General features: G+C 61.4%; 15 protein-coding genes and 1 pseudogene. 11 read left to right on the forward strand and 5 right to left on the reverse strand.

Annotated elements, in window-relative coordinates:
• The 4 genes from WBF74_RS08060 to WBF74_RS08075 all read left to right on the forward strand — a co-directional run.
• A partial coding sequence (locus tag WBF74_RS08060; protein ID WP_424437856.1) for a sensor histidine kinase occupies nt 1-333 on the forward strand: 333 nt, incomplete at its 5' end.
• A 4-nt stretch (nt 334-337) separates the two neighbouring features.
• Nucleotides 338-820: an HPr kinase/phosphorylase gene (locus WBF74_RS08065; protein WP_424437859.1), complete on the forward strand. Its 483-nt coding sequence runs from the start codon at nt 338-340 to the stop codon at nt 818-820.
• A 171-nt stretch (nt 821-991) separates the two neighbouring features.
• Nucleotides 992-1399, forward strand: a complete 408-nt coding sequence (locus WBF74_RS08070; protein WP_424437862.1) for a PTS sugar transporter subunit IIA — start codon at nt 992-994, stop codon at nt 1397-1399.
• The gene (locus tag WBF74_RS08075) at nt 1396-1698 is read left to right on the forward strand and encodes an HPr family phosphocarrier protein (RefSeq protein WP_424437865.1); all 303 of its coding nucleotides are present in this window, start codon (nt 1396-1398) and stop codon (nt 1696-1698) included. The genes WBF74_RS08070 and WBF74_RS08075 overlap by 4 nt, the downstream gene beginning before the upstream one ends.
• A 16-nt stretch (nt 1699-1714) precedes the next feature.
• On the opposite strand, the gene WBF74_RS08080 is transcribed toward WBF74_RS08075, so the two are convergent.
• A complete protein-coding gene (locus WBF74_RS08080; RefSeq protein ID WP_424437868.1) occupies nt 1715-2530 on the reverse strand; it encodes an acyl-CoA thioesterase in 816 nt (271 codons plus the stop codon).
• 305 nt (nt 2531-2835) lie between these two features.
• Here WBF74_RS08080 and ahcY point away from each other — a divergent pair, with 305 nt between their 5' ends.
• Entirely contained in the window at nt 2836-4245 is a 1410-nt protein-coding gene (gene ahcY / locus WBF74_RS08085; RefSeq protein WP_424437871.1) for an adenosylhomocysteinase, read from the forward strand.
• Between the two features lie 170 nt (nt 4246-4415).
• Nucleotides 4416-7004 (forward strand): PAS-domain containing protein, encoded by a 2589-nt coding sequence (locus WBF74_RS08090; protein ID WP_424437874.1) that lies wholly within the window; start codon nt 4416-4418, stop codon nt 7002-7004.
• A gap of 44 nt (nt 7005-7048) precedes the next feature.
• On the opposite strand, the gene WBF74_RS08095 is transcribed toward WBF74_RS08090, so the two are convergent.
• The 3 genes from WBF74_RS08095 to WBF74_RS08105 form a co-directional block, all read right to left on the reverse strand.
• Nucleotides 7049-7591, reverse strand: coding sequence for a superoxide dismutase family protein (locus WBF74_RS08095; RefSeq protein WP_424437877.1), 543 nt, complete (start codon nt 7589-7591; stop codon nt 7049-7051).
• A gap of 141 nt (nt 7592-7732) precedes the next feature.
• Nucleotides 7733-8053, reverse strand: coding sequence for a 2Fe-2S iron-sulfur cluster-binding protein (locus WBF74_RS08100; RefSeq protein ID WP_424437880.1), 321 nt, complete (start codon nt 8051-8053; stop codon nt 7733-7735).
• Nucleotides 8054-8101: 48 nt separating this feature from the next.
• The gene (locus WBF74_RS08105) at nt 8102-9322 is read right to left on the reverse strand and encodes an NAD(P)/FAD-dependent oxidoreductase (protein ID WP_424437883.1); all 1221 of its coding nucleotides are present in this window, start codon (nt 9320-9322) and stop codon (nt 8102-8104) included.
• 363 nt (nt 9323-9685) lie between these two features.
• Here WBF74_RS08105 and WBF74_RS08110 point away from each other — a divergent pair, with 363 nt between their 5' ends.
• The gene (locus WBF74_RS08110) at nt 9686-10153 is read left to right on the forward strand and encodes a carboxymuconolactone decarboxylase family protein (RefSeq protein ID WP_424437895.1); all 468 of its coding nucleotides are present in this window, start codon (nt 9686-9688) and stop codon (nt 10151-10153) included.
• Between the two features lie 8 nt (nt 10154-10161).
• Here the strand turns inward: WBF74_RS08110 and WBF74_RS08115 are convergent, their stop codons facing one another.
• Nucleotides 10162-10677, reverse strand: coding sequence for a PAS domain-containing protein (locus tag WBF74_RS08115; protein WP_424437886.1), 516 nt, complete (start codon nt 10675-10677; stop codon nt 10162-10164).
• A 161-nt stretch (nt 10678-10838) separates the two neighbouring features.
• Between WBF74_RS08115 and tsaE the strand changes: the two genes are divergently transcribed.
• The 4 genes and pseudogenes from tsaE to WBF74_RS08135 form a co-directional block, all read left to right on the forward strand.
• Nucleotides 10839-11333 (forward strand): tRNA (adenosine(37)-N6)-threonylcarbamoyltransferase complex ATPase subunit type 1 TsaE, encoded by a 495-nt coding sequence (gene tsaE / locus WBF74_RS08120; protein ID WP_424437889.1) that lies wholly within the window; start codon nt 10839-10841, stop codon nt 11331-11333.
• Between the two features lie 2 nt (nt 11334-11335).
• Nucleotides 11336-12412 (forward strand): aminoglycoside phosphotransferase family protein, encoded by a 1077-nt coding sequence (locus WBF74_RS08125; RefSeq protein ID WP_424437898.1) that lies wholly within the window; start codon nt 11336-11338, stop codon nt 12410-12412.
• Between the two features lies 1 nt (nt 12413).
• Nucleotides 12414-13127, forward strand: coding sequence for a nucleotidyltransferase family protein (locus WBF74_RS08130; RefSeq protein WP_424437892.1), 714 nt, complete (start codon nt 12414-12416; stop codon nt 13125-13127).
• 25 nt (nt 13128-13152) lie between these two features.
• Nucleotides 13153-14035: pseudogene (locus tag WBF74_RS08135) on the forward strand (double-strand break repair protein AddB); the annotation flags it as partial.

Below are 14035 nucleotides of genomic sequence, written 5' to 3' on the forward strand. Positions count from 1 at the left end.
GGTCAGGTCATCCGTAACCTGATCGACAATGCGCTTTCCTTCTCCCCGCCGGGCGGCACGGTTCATGTCATCGCAACGCGTGAGCCGGGCAGCGTCATCATTCGCGTGGAAGATGAAGGGCCGGGCCTCCAGCCGCAAAATTTCGAGCGCGTCTTTGACCGGTTCCACACCGACCGGCCTGACAGTTTCGGTGAACATTCGGGCCTTGGTCTGGCAATCTCCCGGCAGATCGTCGAAGCGCATGGCGGGACGATCCGTGCGGGCAACAGGATGAACCCGGATGGCAGCGTGGCGGGTGCGCGCTTCACGGTCACGCTGCCAGAGGCAGAGTGATGCGATGAGTGACGCCCCTCTTTATCTGCACGGCACCTGCATCGCCTGCGGCACACGCGGAGCCTTGCTGCGCGGGGCATCGGGCAGCGGCAAATCCGATCTCGCCTTCCGCATGATCCGGGAAGATGAAAGCGGCGAAACGCGCCTCGTTGCCGATGACCAGGTGGTGCTGCATGCAGGCGCCACGGCACCACTCGCAAGTGCGCCTGCCATTCTTTCAGGCCTGATCGAGCTTCGCGGCCTCGGCCTCCTGTCGCTCACCCCCCTTGCGGAAGTGTCGCTCGCGCTCATCGTGGATCTCGTGCCCCGCGAGGAAGTGCCCCGCATCGCAGAGAGACGCTACGAAAAGCTGCTCGGTTTTCGCCTCCCGGTCATCGCACTCCATGCCTTTGACGGAACCGCCGCGCTGAAGCTCCGTCTGGCGCTTGAGACGCTCCCGGAGGGGGGCTTCCCTGAGGAAGATGGCCGTTTTGGTCGGCGCGACTGACCTTCTGCTTCACAATTAAGCGATTGCCTTGTGGAACTGCCTATTGTTGCATCGCAACACTTGTCTTTGGAGCAAGATTGGGGTCACGATACGGCCCTTCGCGGGGGCGGAGCGGAAGGCAGGCAAGCGTCCTGCCACATCGCAACGAATAGCGGCATTTGAGGGCTGTTGATGATCGGTTTGGTACTTGTAACGCATGGTCGATTGGCCGACGAATTCGTCTCGGCTATGGAACATGTTGTAGGCCCGCAATCCCAGATTAGCGCCATCTGTATCGGCCCCGATGATGATATGGAGCAGCGGCGCAAGGACATTCTCTCCGCCGTGGCCGCGTCCGATACGGGCGACGGCGTGATTCTTCTGACGGATATGTTTGGCGGCACCCCTTCCAACCTCGCCATTTCCGTCATGGACAAGGCAAAGGTTGAAGTGATCGCAGGTGTAAACCTGCCCATGCTGATCAAGCTCGCCAGTGTGCGGGAAACTTTCTCTCTCAGCGATGCGGTGGATCAGGCCCAGGAATCGGGCCGCAAATATATCTCCATCGCAAGCCGCGTTCTGGCAGGGGACGGAACGTGACGGTTCGCAACGAAAGCAGCGGGCCGCGCCCGGCGAACCGCCTTCTGAACATTGTAAATACACGCGGCCTTCACGCGCGCGCCTCCGCGAAGTTTGTGCAGGTGGCGGAGAAGTTCGACGCCGAGATTCGCGTTTCGCGCGAAGGCCAGACAGTGCCCGGTACATCGATCATGGGGTTGATGATGCTCGCCGCAGCCCCCGGCTGCTGCATCTTGATCGAGGCGGAAGGGCCGGATGCCGAAGCCGCTCTCGACGCGCTCGAAGCCCTTGTCTCTGACGGCTTTGGCGAGCGCGACTAGAGCCACTCCGTTCAATTCATTCCTTGTAATAGACAGTCTGCACGCTGGTCGCGAGGAGGCGGCCATCCGCGCTCCACAATTCGGCGGACTGGTCGAAATAGCCTTTCCGGAAAACCTTTGAATCCGCCATGCCGATCAGCGGTGCCGCGCCATTGGCGGCAAGCCCTGCCTCATCCGTGTGGAAATAGGTTGTGATCGATACCGTGCCTGCGGGCACGGGCCGCCCGCGCACATGAAAGATGCGCACGATGAAGGCATCGGCAATGGCAGACAGCGCGGTGAAGTCGAGCGGCCGCGCCGGATGGTCCGCCATCCAGAGGACGGAGCGGGCAGGGCCCGGCTCCGCATCCGGGCGGGGTTCATAGACGAGTTCACCCTCGCCAAAGCGCATGTCGTAATTCGCGGCCCAGGCGATGCGCCCTGCCGTGTCGAAGCGGGTAAGTGTGTCATGGGGCGCAATGGCGGGCGGCGTTGCGGGCTGGTGGTCCCACGTCTCGCGGCGAATGGCGAAGACGGCGCTCGCACTTGCCGCAATGCCGCCGCCTTCCTGGGACAGTTCCATCGACCAATGCTGCGTCGAGCGGTTTGTGCGCACTTCCTTGAGGTCGATGGTGAACGCGCCCTCGGCAATCGGCGCGCAGAAATTGACCGTCAGCGCCACCGGGTCGCCAATCCGCTGCGGCGCATTGAGCGCCGCCTGAAGCATCACGGCGGCGGTCACACCGCCAAAGGGGCCCATCATGTTCCAGTAGGCAGGCGAGGTGTGCCCTGTCCACCGCCCCTCGCCGGCGGGGGTGAGTTTCGTCGCAATGTCGAGCGGATGCATGGTCATGGGATCAAGTCTCTTTTCAGAACTGACAATGCGGGCATTTGATCTGAGCCGCTCCGCCGCGTCCATGACTTTGCGAGTAAGAAGGTCAGAGCCATTGCGCACAAAATGAGGGGCCAGCGGGCGGGTGATCCATTGGGAAAAGCATATAAACATTTCTTTATATGTTCTTGCCGGGTCCGGCCTCGCTTGTTATAAGGCCCGGCAAGACGCCTGTGCCGGCTGCCGCAACGTGAGGTTGTGCGCTGGCTGCCGCCCCGCTGACGGGGCGGAATATCCGATTTTCACCAGAGGAGCGCGACAGCCCCATGAGCCAAGCCGCAACGCATGATTACGTCATCAAGGACATCAATCTCGCTGATTGGGGCCGTAAGGAAATCGACATGGCCGAGACCGAAATGCCCGGTCTCATGGCAACGCGCGAAGAGTTCGGTCCGAAGCAGCCGCTGAAAGGCGCGCGCATCGCCGGCTCTCTCCACATGACGATCCAGACGGCCGTCCTTATCGAAACGCTTGCCCATCTGGGTGCCGATATTCGCTGGGCCTCTTGCAACATCTACTCGACGCAGGACCACGCCGCTGCTGCCATTGCTGCGCGGGGTATTCCGGTTTTTGCCGTGAAGGGCGAGACGCTTGAAGAATATTGGGAATACACACACCGCATCTTCGAATGGGCCGATGGCGGCACGCCGAACATGATCCTTGATGATGGTGGCGATGCAACGCTCCTCATCCATCTCGGCAAGCGCGCGGAAGATGGCGACACCGCCTTCCTGGACACGCCGGGCAATGAAGAAGAGGAAATCCTCTTCGCCGCGATCAAGCGCCGCCTGAAGGAAAAGCCGGGCTGGTACAATGAGGTCGCGAAGAATGTGAAGGGCGTGACGGAAGAAACCACGACCGGCGTTCACCGTCTCTACGAGATGCAGAAGAAGGGCACGCTGCTCTGGCCCGCCATCAACGTCAATGACAGCGTGACCAAGTCGAAATTCGACAATCTCTATGGCTGCCGTGAATCGCTGGTAGATGGTATCCGCCGCGCGACCGACGTGATGATGTCGGGCAAGGTCGGCGTTGTTGCGGGCTTTGGCGATGTGGGCAAGGGCTCTGCCGCGTCGCTCCGTCAGGCGGGCTGCCGTGTGATCGTCACCGAAATCGACCCGATCTGTGCGCTTCAGGCCGCGATGGAAGGCTATGAAGTGACGACAATGGATGAAGCTGCGCCGCGCGGCGACATCTTCGTCACCACCACCGGCAATGTGGATGTCATCACCGTTGACCACATGCGTCGGATGAAACACCGCGCCATCGTCTGCAATATCGGCCATTTCGACAGCGAAATTCAGGTCGGCGGGCTGCGCAACTTCAAGTGGCACAATGTGAAGCCGCAGGTGGATGAGATCGAGTTCCAGGATGGCAAGCGCATCATCCTGCTCGCCGAAGGCCGCCTCGTGAATCTCGGCTGCGGCACGGGCCATCCGAGCTTCGTCATGTCGGCTTCCTTCACCAACCAGACGCTCGCCCAGATCGAGCTTTTCACGAAGCCGGGCGAGTATGAAAAGAAGGTCTATGTGCTGCCGAAGACGCTGGACGAGAAGGTGGCGCGCCTCCATCTCGAAAAGATCGGCGTGAAGCTCGAAAAGCTGAACAAGAAGCAGGCCGACTATATCGGCGTGTCTCAGGAAGGTCCCTTCAAGCCGGACACCTATCGCTACTGAGCAGCAGTGCTTCATATGAACGACATGAAGGCGGGAGGTCTCGGCACCTCCCGCCTTTTTTATGGGCTGCAAGTTTCACGCTTGAGTCACTCGTGGTGTATGATTTGCTGGGGTCAGGTGATTTGCGCTCGCCTGTGCAGGTTGAGCGCGCTGAAGGGGTCAGGCGCGATATGAGTGCGGCTCGGAGCGGCAAGGCGGGCAAAGCGTCCAGCCGGGGTGGGAAACCCTTGCTGACGGCGCTTCTCGCTTCGGTGAGCCTGCCTGCGCTCGCTGTCGCACAGGAGGCACCGGCGAACCTCTCCGATACGCTCGAAATCCTCGGTGTCCCCGCACAGACGACAACCGAACCGGCACTCGCGATAACCCTTGCCGTGGCGGCAGGGCTTGCCTTTGCGGGCGCCCTTGCCGGCATTACCGGGCTTCGTGCGGCCCGCGCCGCAAGGCGGAAGGCGCTGGAGCGCGAAGAAAACCTCGCCTCGCTTGAAGCACGGCTTGATGCGGCAGAAGCCATTCTCGCAGCCGAGCCTGATGCTGTCTTCATCTGGACGCCCGAAACGCTGCGCGCGGCCCCTGGCACCTTTCAGGCGCGCCCGCGCATTGTGGGTTCCACCGCAACGCTGGTTGACCCCTCGTCCGGCGATCTCGATTTCAACTATCTGCTGACGCGGCTCGAGCCGGAAAATGCAGGCCGCCTCAACACGGCGGTTCAGCGCCTGCGCACACGCGGCGCGCGTTTCTCGCTTCATGTGCAGTCGGTTGACGGGCGCACCTTCGAGGCGGAAGGCCGCCCCGCCGGTGCGCTTGCCGTGTTGTGGCTGCGCGATGTGACGGGCGAGCGCGCGGAAGTCTCCCGCCTCAAGGAAAGGCTCCGCCAGGCCGAGCAGGCGCGCGACCGCTTCGAAGAACATCTCATGGAAGCGCCTTTCCCCGCATGGCGGCGCGACAATGAAGGCCGTCTTGTCTGGGTGAACGCGGCCTATGCCCGCGCGGTGGACGCGACCTCTGCGGAAGATGCAGTGTCGCGCGGCATTGAGCTTCTGGGCGAGGAGGTCAAGGGCTCGCTCCGCCGCGCCCTGTTTGACCGCCCCCGCGCGCGTGAGCGCAGCCACGCCATCATGGAAGGCGAACGCCGCGCGCTCGACATTGTGGAGCAGCGCCTCTCCGATGGCGTGGCGGGCATTGCCATTGATGTGTCCGCCCTCGATGCAGCGGAAGTGGAACTGCGCCGTCATATTGAGAGCCATGCGGCAACGCTGGATCGCGTGACAACGGCAGTTGCAATCTGCGGGCCGGACAAACGTCTCGCCTTTCACAACCGCGCCTATGAAACGCTGTGGGGGCTTGATCCGCAATGGCTCGCGCAAGGTCCGTCCGACAGCGAGATTCTCGACGAGTTGCGCGCACGCCGTCGTCTGCCGGAACAGGCGAATTTTCAGGCGTGGAAACAGGCGCGCATGGAAATCTACACCTCGACGGAACCGCTCGAGGAATATTGGCATCTGCCGGATGGCCGCACGGTGAAAGTGCTTGCGCAGGCGCATCCCTTCGGCGGCGTCATCTATCTTTATGAGAACGTCACCGAACGGCTCAATCTCGAAAGCTCCTACAACACGCTTGCCCGCGTTCAGCGCGAAACGATCGATCACCTTTATGAAGGCGTTTCTGTGTTCGGCTCGGATGGTCGCCTCAAGCTCTTCAACCCGGCCTATGCGAAAATCTGGGGGCTTGATCCCGCGAAGCTTGAGGGTGAGCCTCATGTGAACGAGATCATCGCGATGATCCGCCCGCTTCTCGGTGATGAGGCGAACTGGGACGAGCTGAAAACCAGCGTCACCAGCGCCGCCGCCATTCGCGCACAGCAGACCGGACGTCTCAACCGGCCTGACAATTCGGTGATCGATTATGCGATGGTGCCGCTGCCGGATGGCGCGACGCTAATGACCTATGTCGATGTCACCGATTCCACCCGCATGGAGCAGGCGCTGCGCGATCGCAATGATGCGCTGGAGACGGCAGACAGGCTGAAATCCGAATTTATCAGCCACGTCTCCTATCAGTTGCGCACACCGCTCACCAATATTCTGGGCTTTGGTGAGATTCTCGAGACGGAAATGTTCGGCCCGCTGAATGCCCGACAGCATGAATATATGCAGGGCATTCTCGAAAGCTCGGAGACGCTGATCGATGTGGTGAACGATATTCTCGATCTCGCCGTCATCGAGGCCGGCGCGATGACGCTTGATCTGTCGGACGTCGATCTGTCGGCTGTCATCTATGCAACGGAAGAGTTCGCGCAGCGCCCTGCGCAGAAGAACAAGGTCACGCTGCGCGTCGAAGTGCCGAAGGATCTCGGCACGGTGCGCGCAGATGAAAAGCGCATCAAGCAGATCATGATCAATCTGCTCTCCAATGCGCTCGCCTTCACGAGTCCCGGCGATGCCATCATCATTGGCGGCACGCGGCGTGAAAACGCCGTCGAGCTTTATGTCGAGGATACGGGCATTGGCATCCGGCCCGAATTGCAGGGCAATGTATTTGACCGCTTCGAAGCCTATGGCGGGTCAGACCGTCATCGCGGCGCAGGCCTTGGCCTGTCTCTCGTACGTTCCTTCGTTGAGCTTCACGGCGGCTGGGTCACGCTTGAAAGCGCGCCGGGTGTCGGCACGCGCGTCACCTGCCATCTGCCCGTCCGCGCCGCACCGCCTGCACAGGGCGATGCCGCGCCGCTCGCGAGAACGACAAAGCTTGAAGTGAATTAATCGTCACCCCCGTTTCAACGGAGGTGACGCATCATCCTTGTAGCTTACTCCACCTTCTCGATCACCGCACAGGCAATGCGCGCGCCGGCACCGCCAATCGGCTGGCTCATGTGATCATCCGCCGCTTCATGGATGACAAGCGCGGCGCCATCTTCATCAAGCAGATTGGCGCGGCCTTCCGCGCCTGCAAGCGTCACGCGGTCTGAATAGATTTCGGCATTCACAACGCCATTCGCATCGGCATAGATGTTCGGCAGATCGCCATCATCCGGTCCTTCCGGGTTGAGCAGCCCATGCGGCTTCTTGCCCGAATGATGCACATGCGAGCCCGATTCCTTGTAGCCTTCATCGGCGCAAGTGCCCGTCTCGTGGAAATGGATTGCGTGCCAGCCGGGTTCGATGCCTTCGATGTTCACGCGAATGACAACACCCTGCGGCCCTTCGGAAAGATCGGCAGTGCCTGCTTCGGGATTCTCCGGCGTCTGGAAAACACCCGCCGCCAGCACCGGCTCGGCAGAAGCCGGAAGCGGCGCAAAAGCCAGAGCTGCAGCGCAGGCTGCGAGCGGTGCGAGATGTGTGAGCTTCATCGGTGTGTCTCCTTCTTCTGTTCCCGAAATCTCTGGCACACAAGCTAGCGCATATGATGCGCGAAAAAAGCCCTGAGCGCGTCCTGAACAAAAAAGCCCGCCTCCTTTCGGAGACGGGCTTTGAGGCCGGGGGGCGCCTTGTCAGTGCTGGCTTTGCGGCATGTTGAGGCGGATGCCGTCCAGTTCGTCGCTCGCGATGAGCTGACAGGAAAGGCGGGAGTTCTCCGCTGAATGTTCACAGAAGTCGAGCATGGTTTCTTCCATGGGCTCGATGCTTCCAAGCTTGCCCTGCCATTCTTCCGGCACGAATACCATGCAGGTGGCGCAAGCGCAGGCGCCGCCGCAATCACCGTCGATGCCGGGAATGCCTTGTTTCACAGCCGCTTCCATCAACGACACACCGTTCTCCACCTCGATCGTGTGTTCGGTGCCGTTATGTTCGATATAGGTAATCTTCGCCATTGAACTCACACGCCTCCAAGCGTTTCTTTTTTTGTGTCTGTCGCGGTGTCAGCCCGCGATCTCTTTCACCCCGATGCTTTCATCGCGAATGCGCGCGGGGTCGAGCTTTTCTTTCTTCTGCGTCAGTATTTTCGCCATCATGAATTCAGGCGCGCGGTTCACCGCATCCACGGCAACAAGCACGCCGTCCTTCAGATAGAAAACGGCAAAGCTGCGGCTGTTCTCCGGGTCGCCGCGCACAACGGCTTCGGTGTAGCCGGCAGAAAGGCCGACGATCTGAAGCTTGAGGTCATACTGGTCCGACCAGAACCACGGCACCTGATCGTAAGGCTTTTCCTTGCCGGCAAGCGTTGCCGCTGCGGTCTTTCCCTGTTCGATGGCGTTATGCACGCTTTCAAGGCGTATCCTGCGCCCGTAAACCGCATTCGGATGGCTCGTGCAGTCACCCGCCGCGCAAATGTCCGGGTCGGAGGTGCGGCAGAACTCATCCACCACAATGCCGTTTTCGACTTCAAGCCCGGCTTCGACGGCAAGCGCCGTGTTCGGAATAATGCCGATGCCGACCACCACGAAGTCGCAGGGATATTTCTTGCCCTCGCCGGAGGTGACGGCGGTGATGCGGTCCGTGCCTTCAAAGCCGGAAACGGTCACGCCGGTTTCAATCTTCACACCGGCTTCGCGATGCACGCGCTCGTAGAATTGCGAGACGATGGGATCGACCACGCGGGCAAGCACCCGGTCTGCGGTTTCAAGTACCGTCACATCAATGCCGCGCTTTGCAGCCACAGCGGCCACTTCAAGGCCGATATAGCCGCCGCCCACCACGACCATTTTCGCGCCTTCGCGGAAATGGTCCTGAATGGCCTTCACATCATCAATGTTGCGCAGATAGTGGACACCCTTGAGGTCGAAGCCCGGCACGTTCAGTTCGCGCACACGGCTGCCCGTGGCGAGCAGCAGCTTCCCGTACGGATATTCGCGGCCATCCGCCGTGAGGATGCGCTTGTTCTTGCGATCGATTTCCGTGACGCGCGTGCCCCAATGTGTCTCTACACCGGACTGCGCATAGAAATCCTGCCCCTTCAGTTCCACCCGGTCATAGCCGATTTCACCGGCGAGAAACTTCTTGCTGAGGGGTGGGCGCTGATAGGGCGCATAGGGTTCATCGCCGAAAATACGGATCGGTCCTGCAAAGCCTTCCGCGCGCAGGCTCTGCACGGCCTGCGCTGCGGCCTGTCCTGCACCGATGATGAGAATATCGTCCGCCACTTTTCCTCCCTTGCCTCCGATGCGTCCTGCCCCTGGCACGTTTGGCGCCGCGCTTCATCCGGGCCGGATGACCAGATGCCTGCCTCGCAGCGCAACCTTAATTTTACGGAGGCATACTACGCAGAAAGCAGGTTTTTACACCCCCGAAAGAGGGGATAGAAGCCTCCGGCCCTCAGATGGCCCGCAGGGCGGAGCCGTCATTCGGCCTTTCGGCCAACATAACACGCCAAAAATGACGCTTGCGTCAACTTCTTTATGGGCGGCTTGCCCGTGAGATGCGGTCACAAAATCCGGCGCTGTTTCGTCTTGTCAGGGAAAGCCATTTCATCCCCGAAACGGAGAAGCCCCATGTCACATGACGATCTGACACCGCGCCTTGATCCCTATAAGGCATCGCCCGAAGCCTACAAGCCACTTCTTGAGCTGCAGGCTTATACCGACCGGTGCGGCCTTGAACGGTCACTGCTGGAGCTTGTGAAAACCCGCGCCTCGCAGATCAATGGCTGCGCCTTCTGCCTTGAAATGCACACGCGCGAGGCCCGCGCGGCAGGGGAGACAGAAGCCCGTCTCTATCTGCTTAATGCCTGGCGCGAATCCCCGCTTTACACCGCGCGGGAGCGTGCCGCGCTCGAATGGGTGGAAGCCGTGACGCTGGTATCTGTGGAGCATGTGCCGGATGCCGCCTGGAAGGCCGTGCAGGCGGAGTTCACCGACAAGGAGATTGTGGATCTCACCGTTGCGATCGGCATGATCAATGTCTGGAACAGGCTGGCTGTGTCGTTTCGCCTCGCCCATCCGGTGCAACAGGAAACCCGACGCAAACTCGCCTGAGAGCGATTTCAGATCAGCAAGGAGCCGCCGGTCTCCACATCCTTGTAGTCAAAGATGAAGGCGGAGATGAGCATGTTTGCCGTCTCCCCGTCATCGGAGAGCGGCATGTGGATTGAGTCGAAAATGCCCCGCCTTCCTTCCAGCCAGGGCACCTCTCCATAGACGCGCACCGGCAGGCGCTTCCTTGCGGCCCGGCGATGCACGCCGATCGTGGCATTCACGATCTCGGGGCCAAGCTTGGAAAAGCTTTCGGAGATTGTCTTGCCGGTGCCATCGCTGCCGAAGTAATGGGCGACCTTGGTGCCGACAAGTCGGTAATAGAAGTCCGAGCCGCCATCCAGTACATCGACGATCACGATCCAGCCGAGATAATCGCGCAGTTCGAGCGGGTCCATATCGGCGCGGGCGGGCATGATCCTGTCGCCGCGCTTTGCGGACCAATAGGCGTGAACCGCCGCCAGAACGGGGTGGTCAAGCCGCAGCGGAGCAGTCTCCGTTAACGCTCCCTGCACGACACTGCTCATGGCCCCGCCTCCTCAGGAAAACTCCATACAGAGTGTTGCTGCCCCTGCGTTAAGGACATCCTAAATAGACTGTTCCTTATGGAGATTATTTTGTCCTGCCCCGGCACGGTCCGGCAGGCGCTCGCGCTTGGCGATCGGGAAGGGGCAGGCTAAAAACGCACATGGTCGTAGAAAATTCCCATCTTCTGGAGGTCGAGCTTGCCGATGAGGAAGCGACACGCTCCCTCGGCAAGGCGTTGGCGGCGCGCCTGCAAATCGGGGATCTGATCCTGCTGCGGGGCGATCTGGGTGCCGGCAAGACCGCGCTTGCCCGCGCCATCGTGCAGACGCATCTCGCGGCGCATGGCATCGCCGAGGATGTGCCGTCGCCCACCTTCACCCTCGTCCAGACCTATGAAAGCCCGGCGCTCCTCATCGCCCATGCCGATCTCTACCGGATCGAAGGGCCGGAGGAACTGCGCGAGCTTGGCCTTGCCGAATTTGCCGATGAAGGCGTCGTGCTGGTCGAGTGGCCGGAAAGGGCCGAGGCGGAAATCCGGCGACTGTCGCGTGACCGTCTCGACATCACGCTCACTCTCATGCCAGAAGGCAGGCGCGGTGCGCGGCTTGAAGGCTCGGGAAGCTGGGCCGCGCGGCTTGGGGGATTATCGCTTTGACGATGCGCGAAGAAACGATCCGCAGCTTTCTGAAAGAGGCAGGCTGGGAGAAGGCCGAGCGCCGCCCGCTTGCAGGCGATGCGTCCTCGCGCCGCTACGAGCGCCTGTCGCTTGCGGGCCGTCCGGCCGTCCTGATGGACTGGCCGTCGGGGCCGTATGCGACGGTGGTGCCGGGCCGCGCCGCCTATAGCCGCATCGCGCATCTCGCAGAAGATGTGCGCCCCTTTGTTGCGGTGGGCGAGCATCTGCGCCGCCTTGGCCTCACCGCGCCCGAACTTATCGCGGCTGACCTTACGCATGGTCTTCTTTTGCTCGAAGATCTGGGCGATCAGGTTTACGGGCTGCTGATCGAGCAGGGGAAAGGGCCGTCCGGCGAAGAACTGGACGAGCTTTACCGCGCAGGCGTTGAAACGCTGATCCGCCTTCAGTCTGTGCCCGCACCGCATTCCCTGCCCGTCGGGGATGGGACATCGCATCTGGTGCCGCATTTCGACGACAGCGTTTTCCGCGCCGAACTCGACGTGCCGCTCGACTGGTATTTCCCGACCATCCTCGAGCGCGAGGCAACGTCCGCAATGCGCGATGACTATCACGCGCTCTGGACGGCGCTTCGGCCTCATATTGATGCAGGTGTGCCAACGCTTTTCCTTCGCGATTACCATTCGCCGAACATTCTCTGGCTCGGCGAGCGCGAGGCCATAGCCCGTGTCGGCCTGATCGATTACCAGGACGCACTTATCGGCAATCGCGCCTATGATCTCGTCTCCTTCCTTCAGGATGCGCGACGCGATGTGCCGGTGGAACGCGAAGAAGCCATGCTCGCCCATTACATCACCCGCGCAAAGGCCGAGCTTTCGGGGTTTGATGAAGAAGAGTTCCGCGCTTCCTATGCGGTGCTTGGTGCAGAACGGGCGCTCCGCCTCATCGGTCTCTGGCCCCGCCTGCTGAGGCGTGATGGTAAGCCGCAATATATGGCGCATATGCCGCGCACCATGGATTATCTCCGCCGCAATCTCGCTCATCCGGCGCTTCGCGATCTTGCCCGCTGGCTTGATGCAAACATGTTGAAGCAGGGCTGAGATGGTGCAGATCAACAAGGCGATGGTCATGGCGGCGGGCAAAGGCACCCGCATGCGCCCGCTCACCGACACAATGCCGAAGCCGCTCGTGCCCTTTGCAGGCAAGCCGCTGATCGACCATGTGCTGGATCGGCTGGCAGAAGCGGGCGTCGCCGAAGCGGTGGTGAATGTCCATTATTTCGCCGACATGCTGGAAGCGCATCTCGCTTCCCGTCGCCAGCCGCGCATCATCATCTCCGACGAACGCGAGGTTCTGCTTGATACAGGCGGCGGCACGAAAAAGGCGCTGCCGCTTCTGGGTGATGATCCGATCATCACCTTCAATTCCGATTCCGTCTGGGTGGAGGAAATCGGCTCCAATCTCGCGAACCTCATGGCCGCCTGGAACCCGGAGCGCATGGACGCGCTGCTGATGATCGCGGATGCAACGCGCACCATCGGCTATGTCGGCCGGGGCGATTTTCTGATGAATGAGGAAGGGCTGCTTGCCCGCCGAGCCCCATCAACGACCGCGCCCTATATGTTTGCGGGCGTGCAGATCATCAAGCCGGGCCTCTTTGCGGACGGACCGGACGGGCCATTTTCCACCAATCTCATCTGGGACCGGCTGATCGAAAAGGGCCGGCTTTTCGGCCATCGCATGTCCGGCGTCTGGATGCATGTCGGCGCGCCGGACGATCTTGCCGAGGCGGAAGCCTTCCTGCGGGATTTATGACGCGCGACGCGCTACCATAAGGCCCATGAGGGCTGATTCCCCGATCCTGTTCACCATGCCGCCCGGGGCCCCGTTTCTTGAGCGGCTGGCGGTGACACTGCTTGAGGATATGACGCTTGGCGGACGCTTCGCGGGGCAGTTCGAGCTTGCCGATGCGACAATCCTCCTGCCAACCCGCCGCGCCGTCCGCGCGCTGGGTGATGCCTTTCTGCGCGCGAGCGGCGGCAAGGCGCTGATCCTGCCGACCATCCGCGCGCTGGGTGATGTGGATGAGGAAGAACTCGTTCTCGACCCGGCAGGCCTTGGGGAAGAGGCACTCAGTCTCCCGCCGCCCATGCCCGCGCTTGAACGCCAGCTCCGCCTTGCCCGCCTCATCATGGAAGAAAGCGGCGAAAGCGATGTGCGTGCGCTCGGCCTTGCAGGCGATCTCGGCAGCTTCCTCGACATGGTGATAACGGAAGGTGCTGATCTCTCGCAGCTCTCCACACTCGTGCCGGAAGAATTTGCCGATCACTGGCAGGTGACAATCGACTTTCTGAAAGTGCTGACCGACCGCTGGCCGGAAGAGCTTTCGCGCCTCGGCTATATGGAGCAGGCGGAGCGGCGCAACCATCTCCTTCGCGCGCAGGCAGAAGCGTGGAAAACAAAGCCGCCGCATGGCCCCGTCATCGCTGCGGGGTCAACAGGCTCGATCCCCGCAACGGCAGACCTCCTCAGCGTCATCGCGCATCTGCCGCTTGGCGCCGTGGTGCTGCCGGGGCTTGATCTCGATCTTGACGAAGAAAGCTGGCAGGGCATCGGCGAGCCGGGCACCGCTTCCCATCCGCAATACGGTATGAAGAAACTGCTGCTCCGACTCCGCGCCGAGCGGGCGGATGTGCAGCTCTGGCCGGGCGCATCGCTCGATG

The organism is Parvibaculum sp., from assembly GCF_049672805.1.
Lineage (GTDB): Bacteria > Pseudomonadota > Alphaproteobacteria > Parvibaculales > Parvibaculaceae > Parvibaculum.

What these genes read in the sequence shown, in the direction of transcription:
- WBF74_RS08065 (WP_424437859.1), top strand. Translation starts at nt 338, where the DNA reads ATGAGTGACGCCCCTCTTTATCTGCACGGCACCTGCATCGCCTGCGGC.
- WBF74_RS08070 (WP_424437862.1), top strand. Translation starts at nt 992, where the DNA reads ATGATCGGTTTGGTACTTGTAACGCATGGTCGATTGGCCGACGAATTC.
- WBF74_RS08080 (WP_424437868.1), bottom strand. Translation starts at nt 2,530, where the DNA reads ATGACCATGCATCCGCTCGACATTGCGACGAAACTCACCCCCGCCGGC.
- ahcY (WP_424437871.1), top strand. Translation starts at nt 2,836, where the DNA reads ATGAGCCAAGCCGCAACGCATGATTACGTCATCAAGGACATCAATCTC.
- WBF74_RS08090 (WP_424437874.1), top strand. Translation starts at nt 4,416, where the DNA reads ATGAGTGCGGCTCGGAGCGGCAAGGCGGGCAAAGCGTCCAGCCGGGGT.
- WBF74_RS08095 (WP_424437877.1), bottom strand. Translation starts at nt 7,591, where the DNA reads ATGAAGCTCACACATCTCGCACCGCTCGCAGCCTGCGCTGCAGCTCTG.
- WBF74_RS08100 (WP_424437880.1), bottom strand. Translation starts at nt 8,053, where the DNA reads ATGGCGAAGATTACCTATATCGAACATAACGGCACCGAACACACGATC.
- WBF74_RS08115 (WP_424437886.1), bottom strand. Translation starts at nt 10,677, where the DNA reads ATGAGCAGTGTCGTGCAGGGAGCGTTAACGGAGACTGCTCCGCTGCGG.
- tsaE (WP_424437889.1), top strand. Translation starts at nt 10,839, where the DNA reads ATGGTCGTAGAAAATTCCCATCTTCTGGAGGTCGAGCTTGCCGATGAG.
- WBF74_RS08125 (WP_424437898.1), top strand. Translation starts at nt 11,336, where the DNA reads ATGCGCGAAGAAACGATCCGCAGCTTTCTGAAAGAGGCAGGCTGGGAG.
- WBF74_RS08130 (WP_424437892.1), top strand. Translation starts at nt 12,414, where the DNA reads ATGGTGCAGATCAACAAGGCGATGGTCATGGCGGCGGGCAAAGGCACC.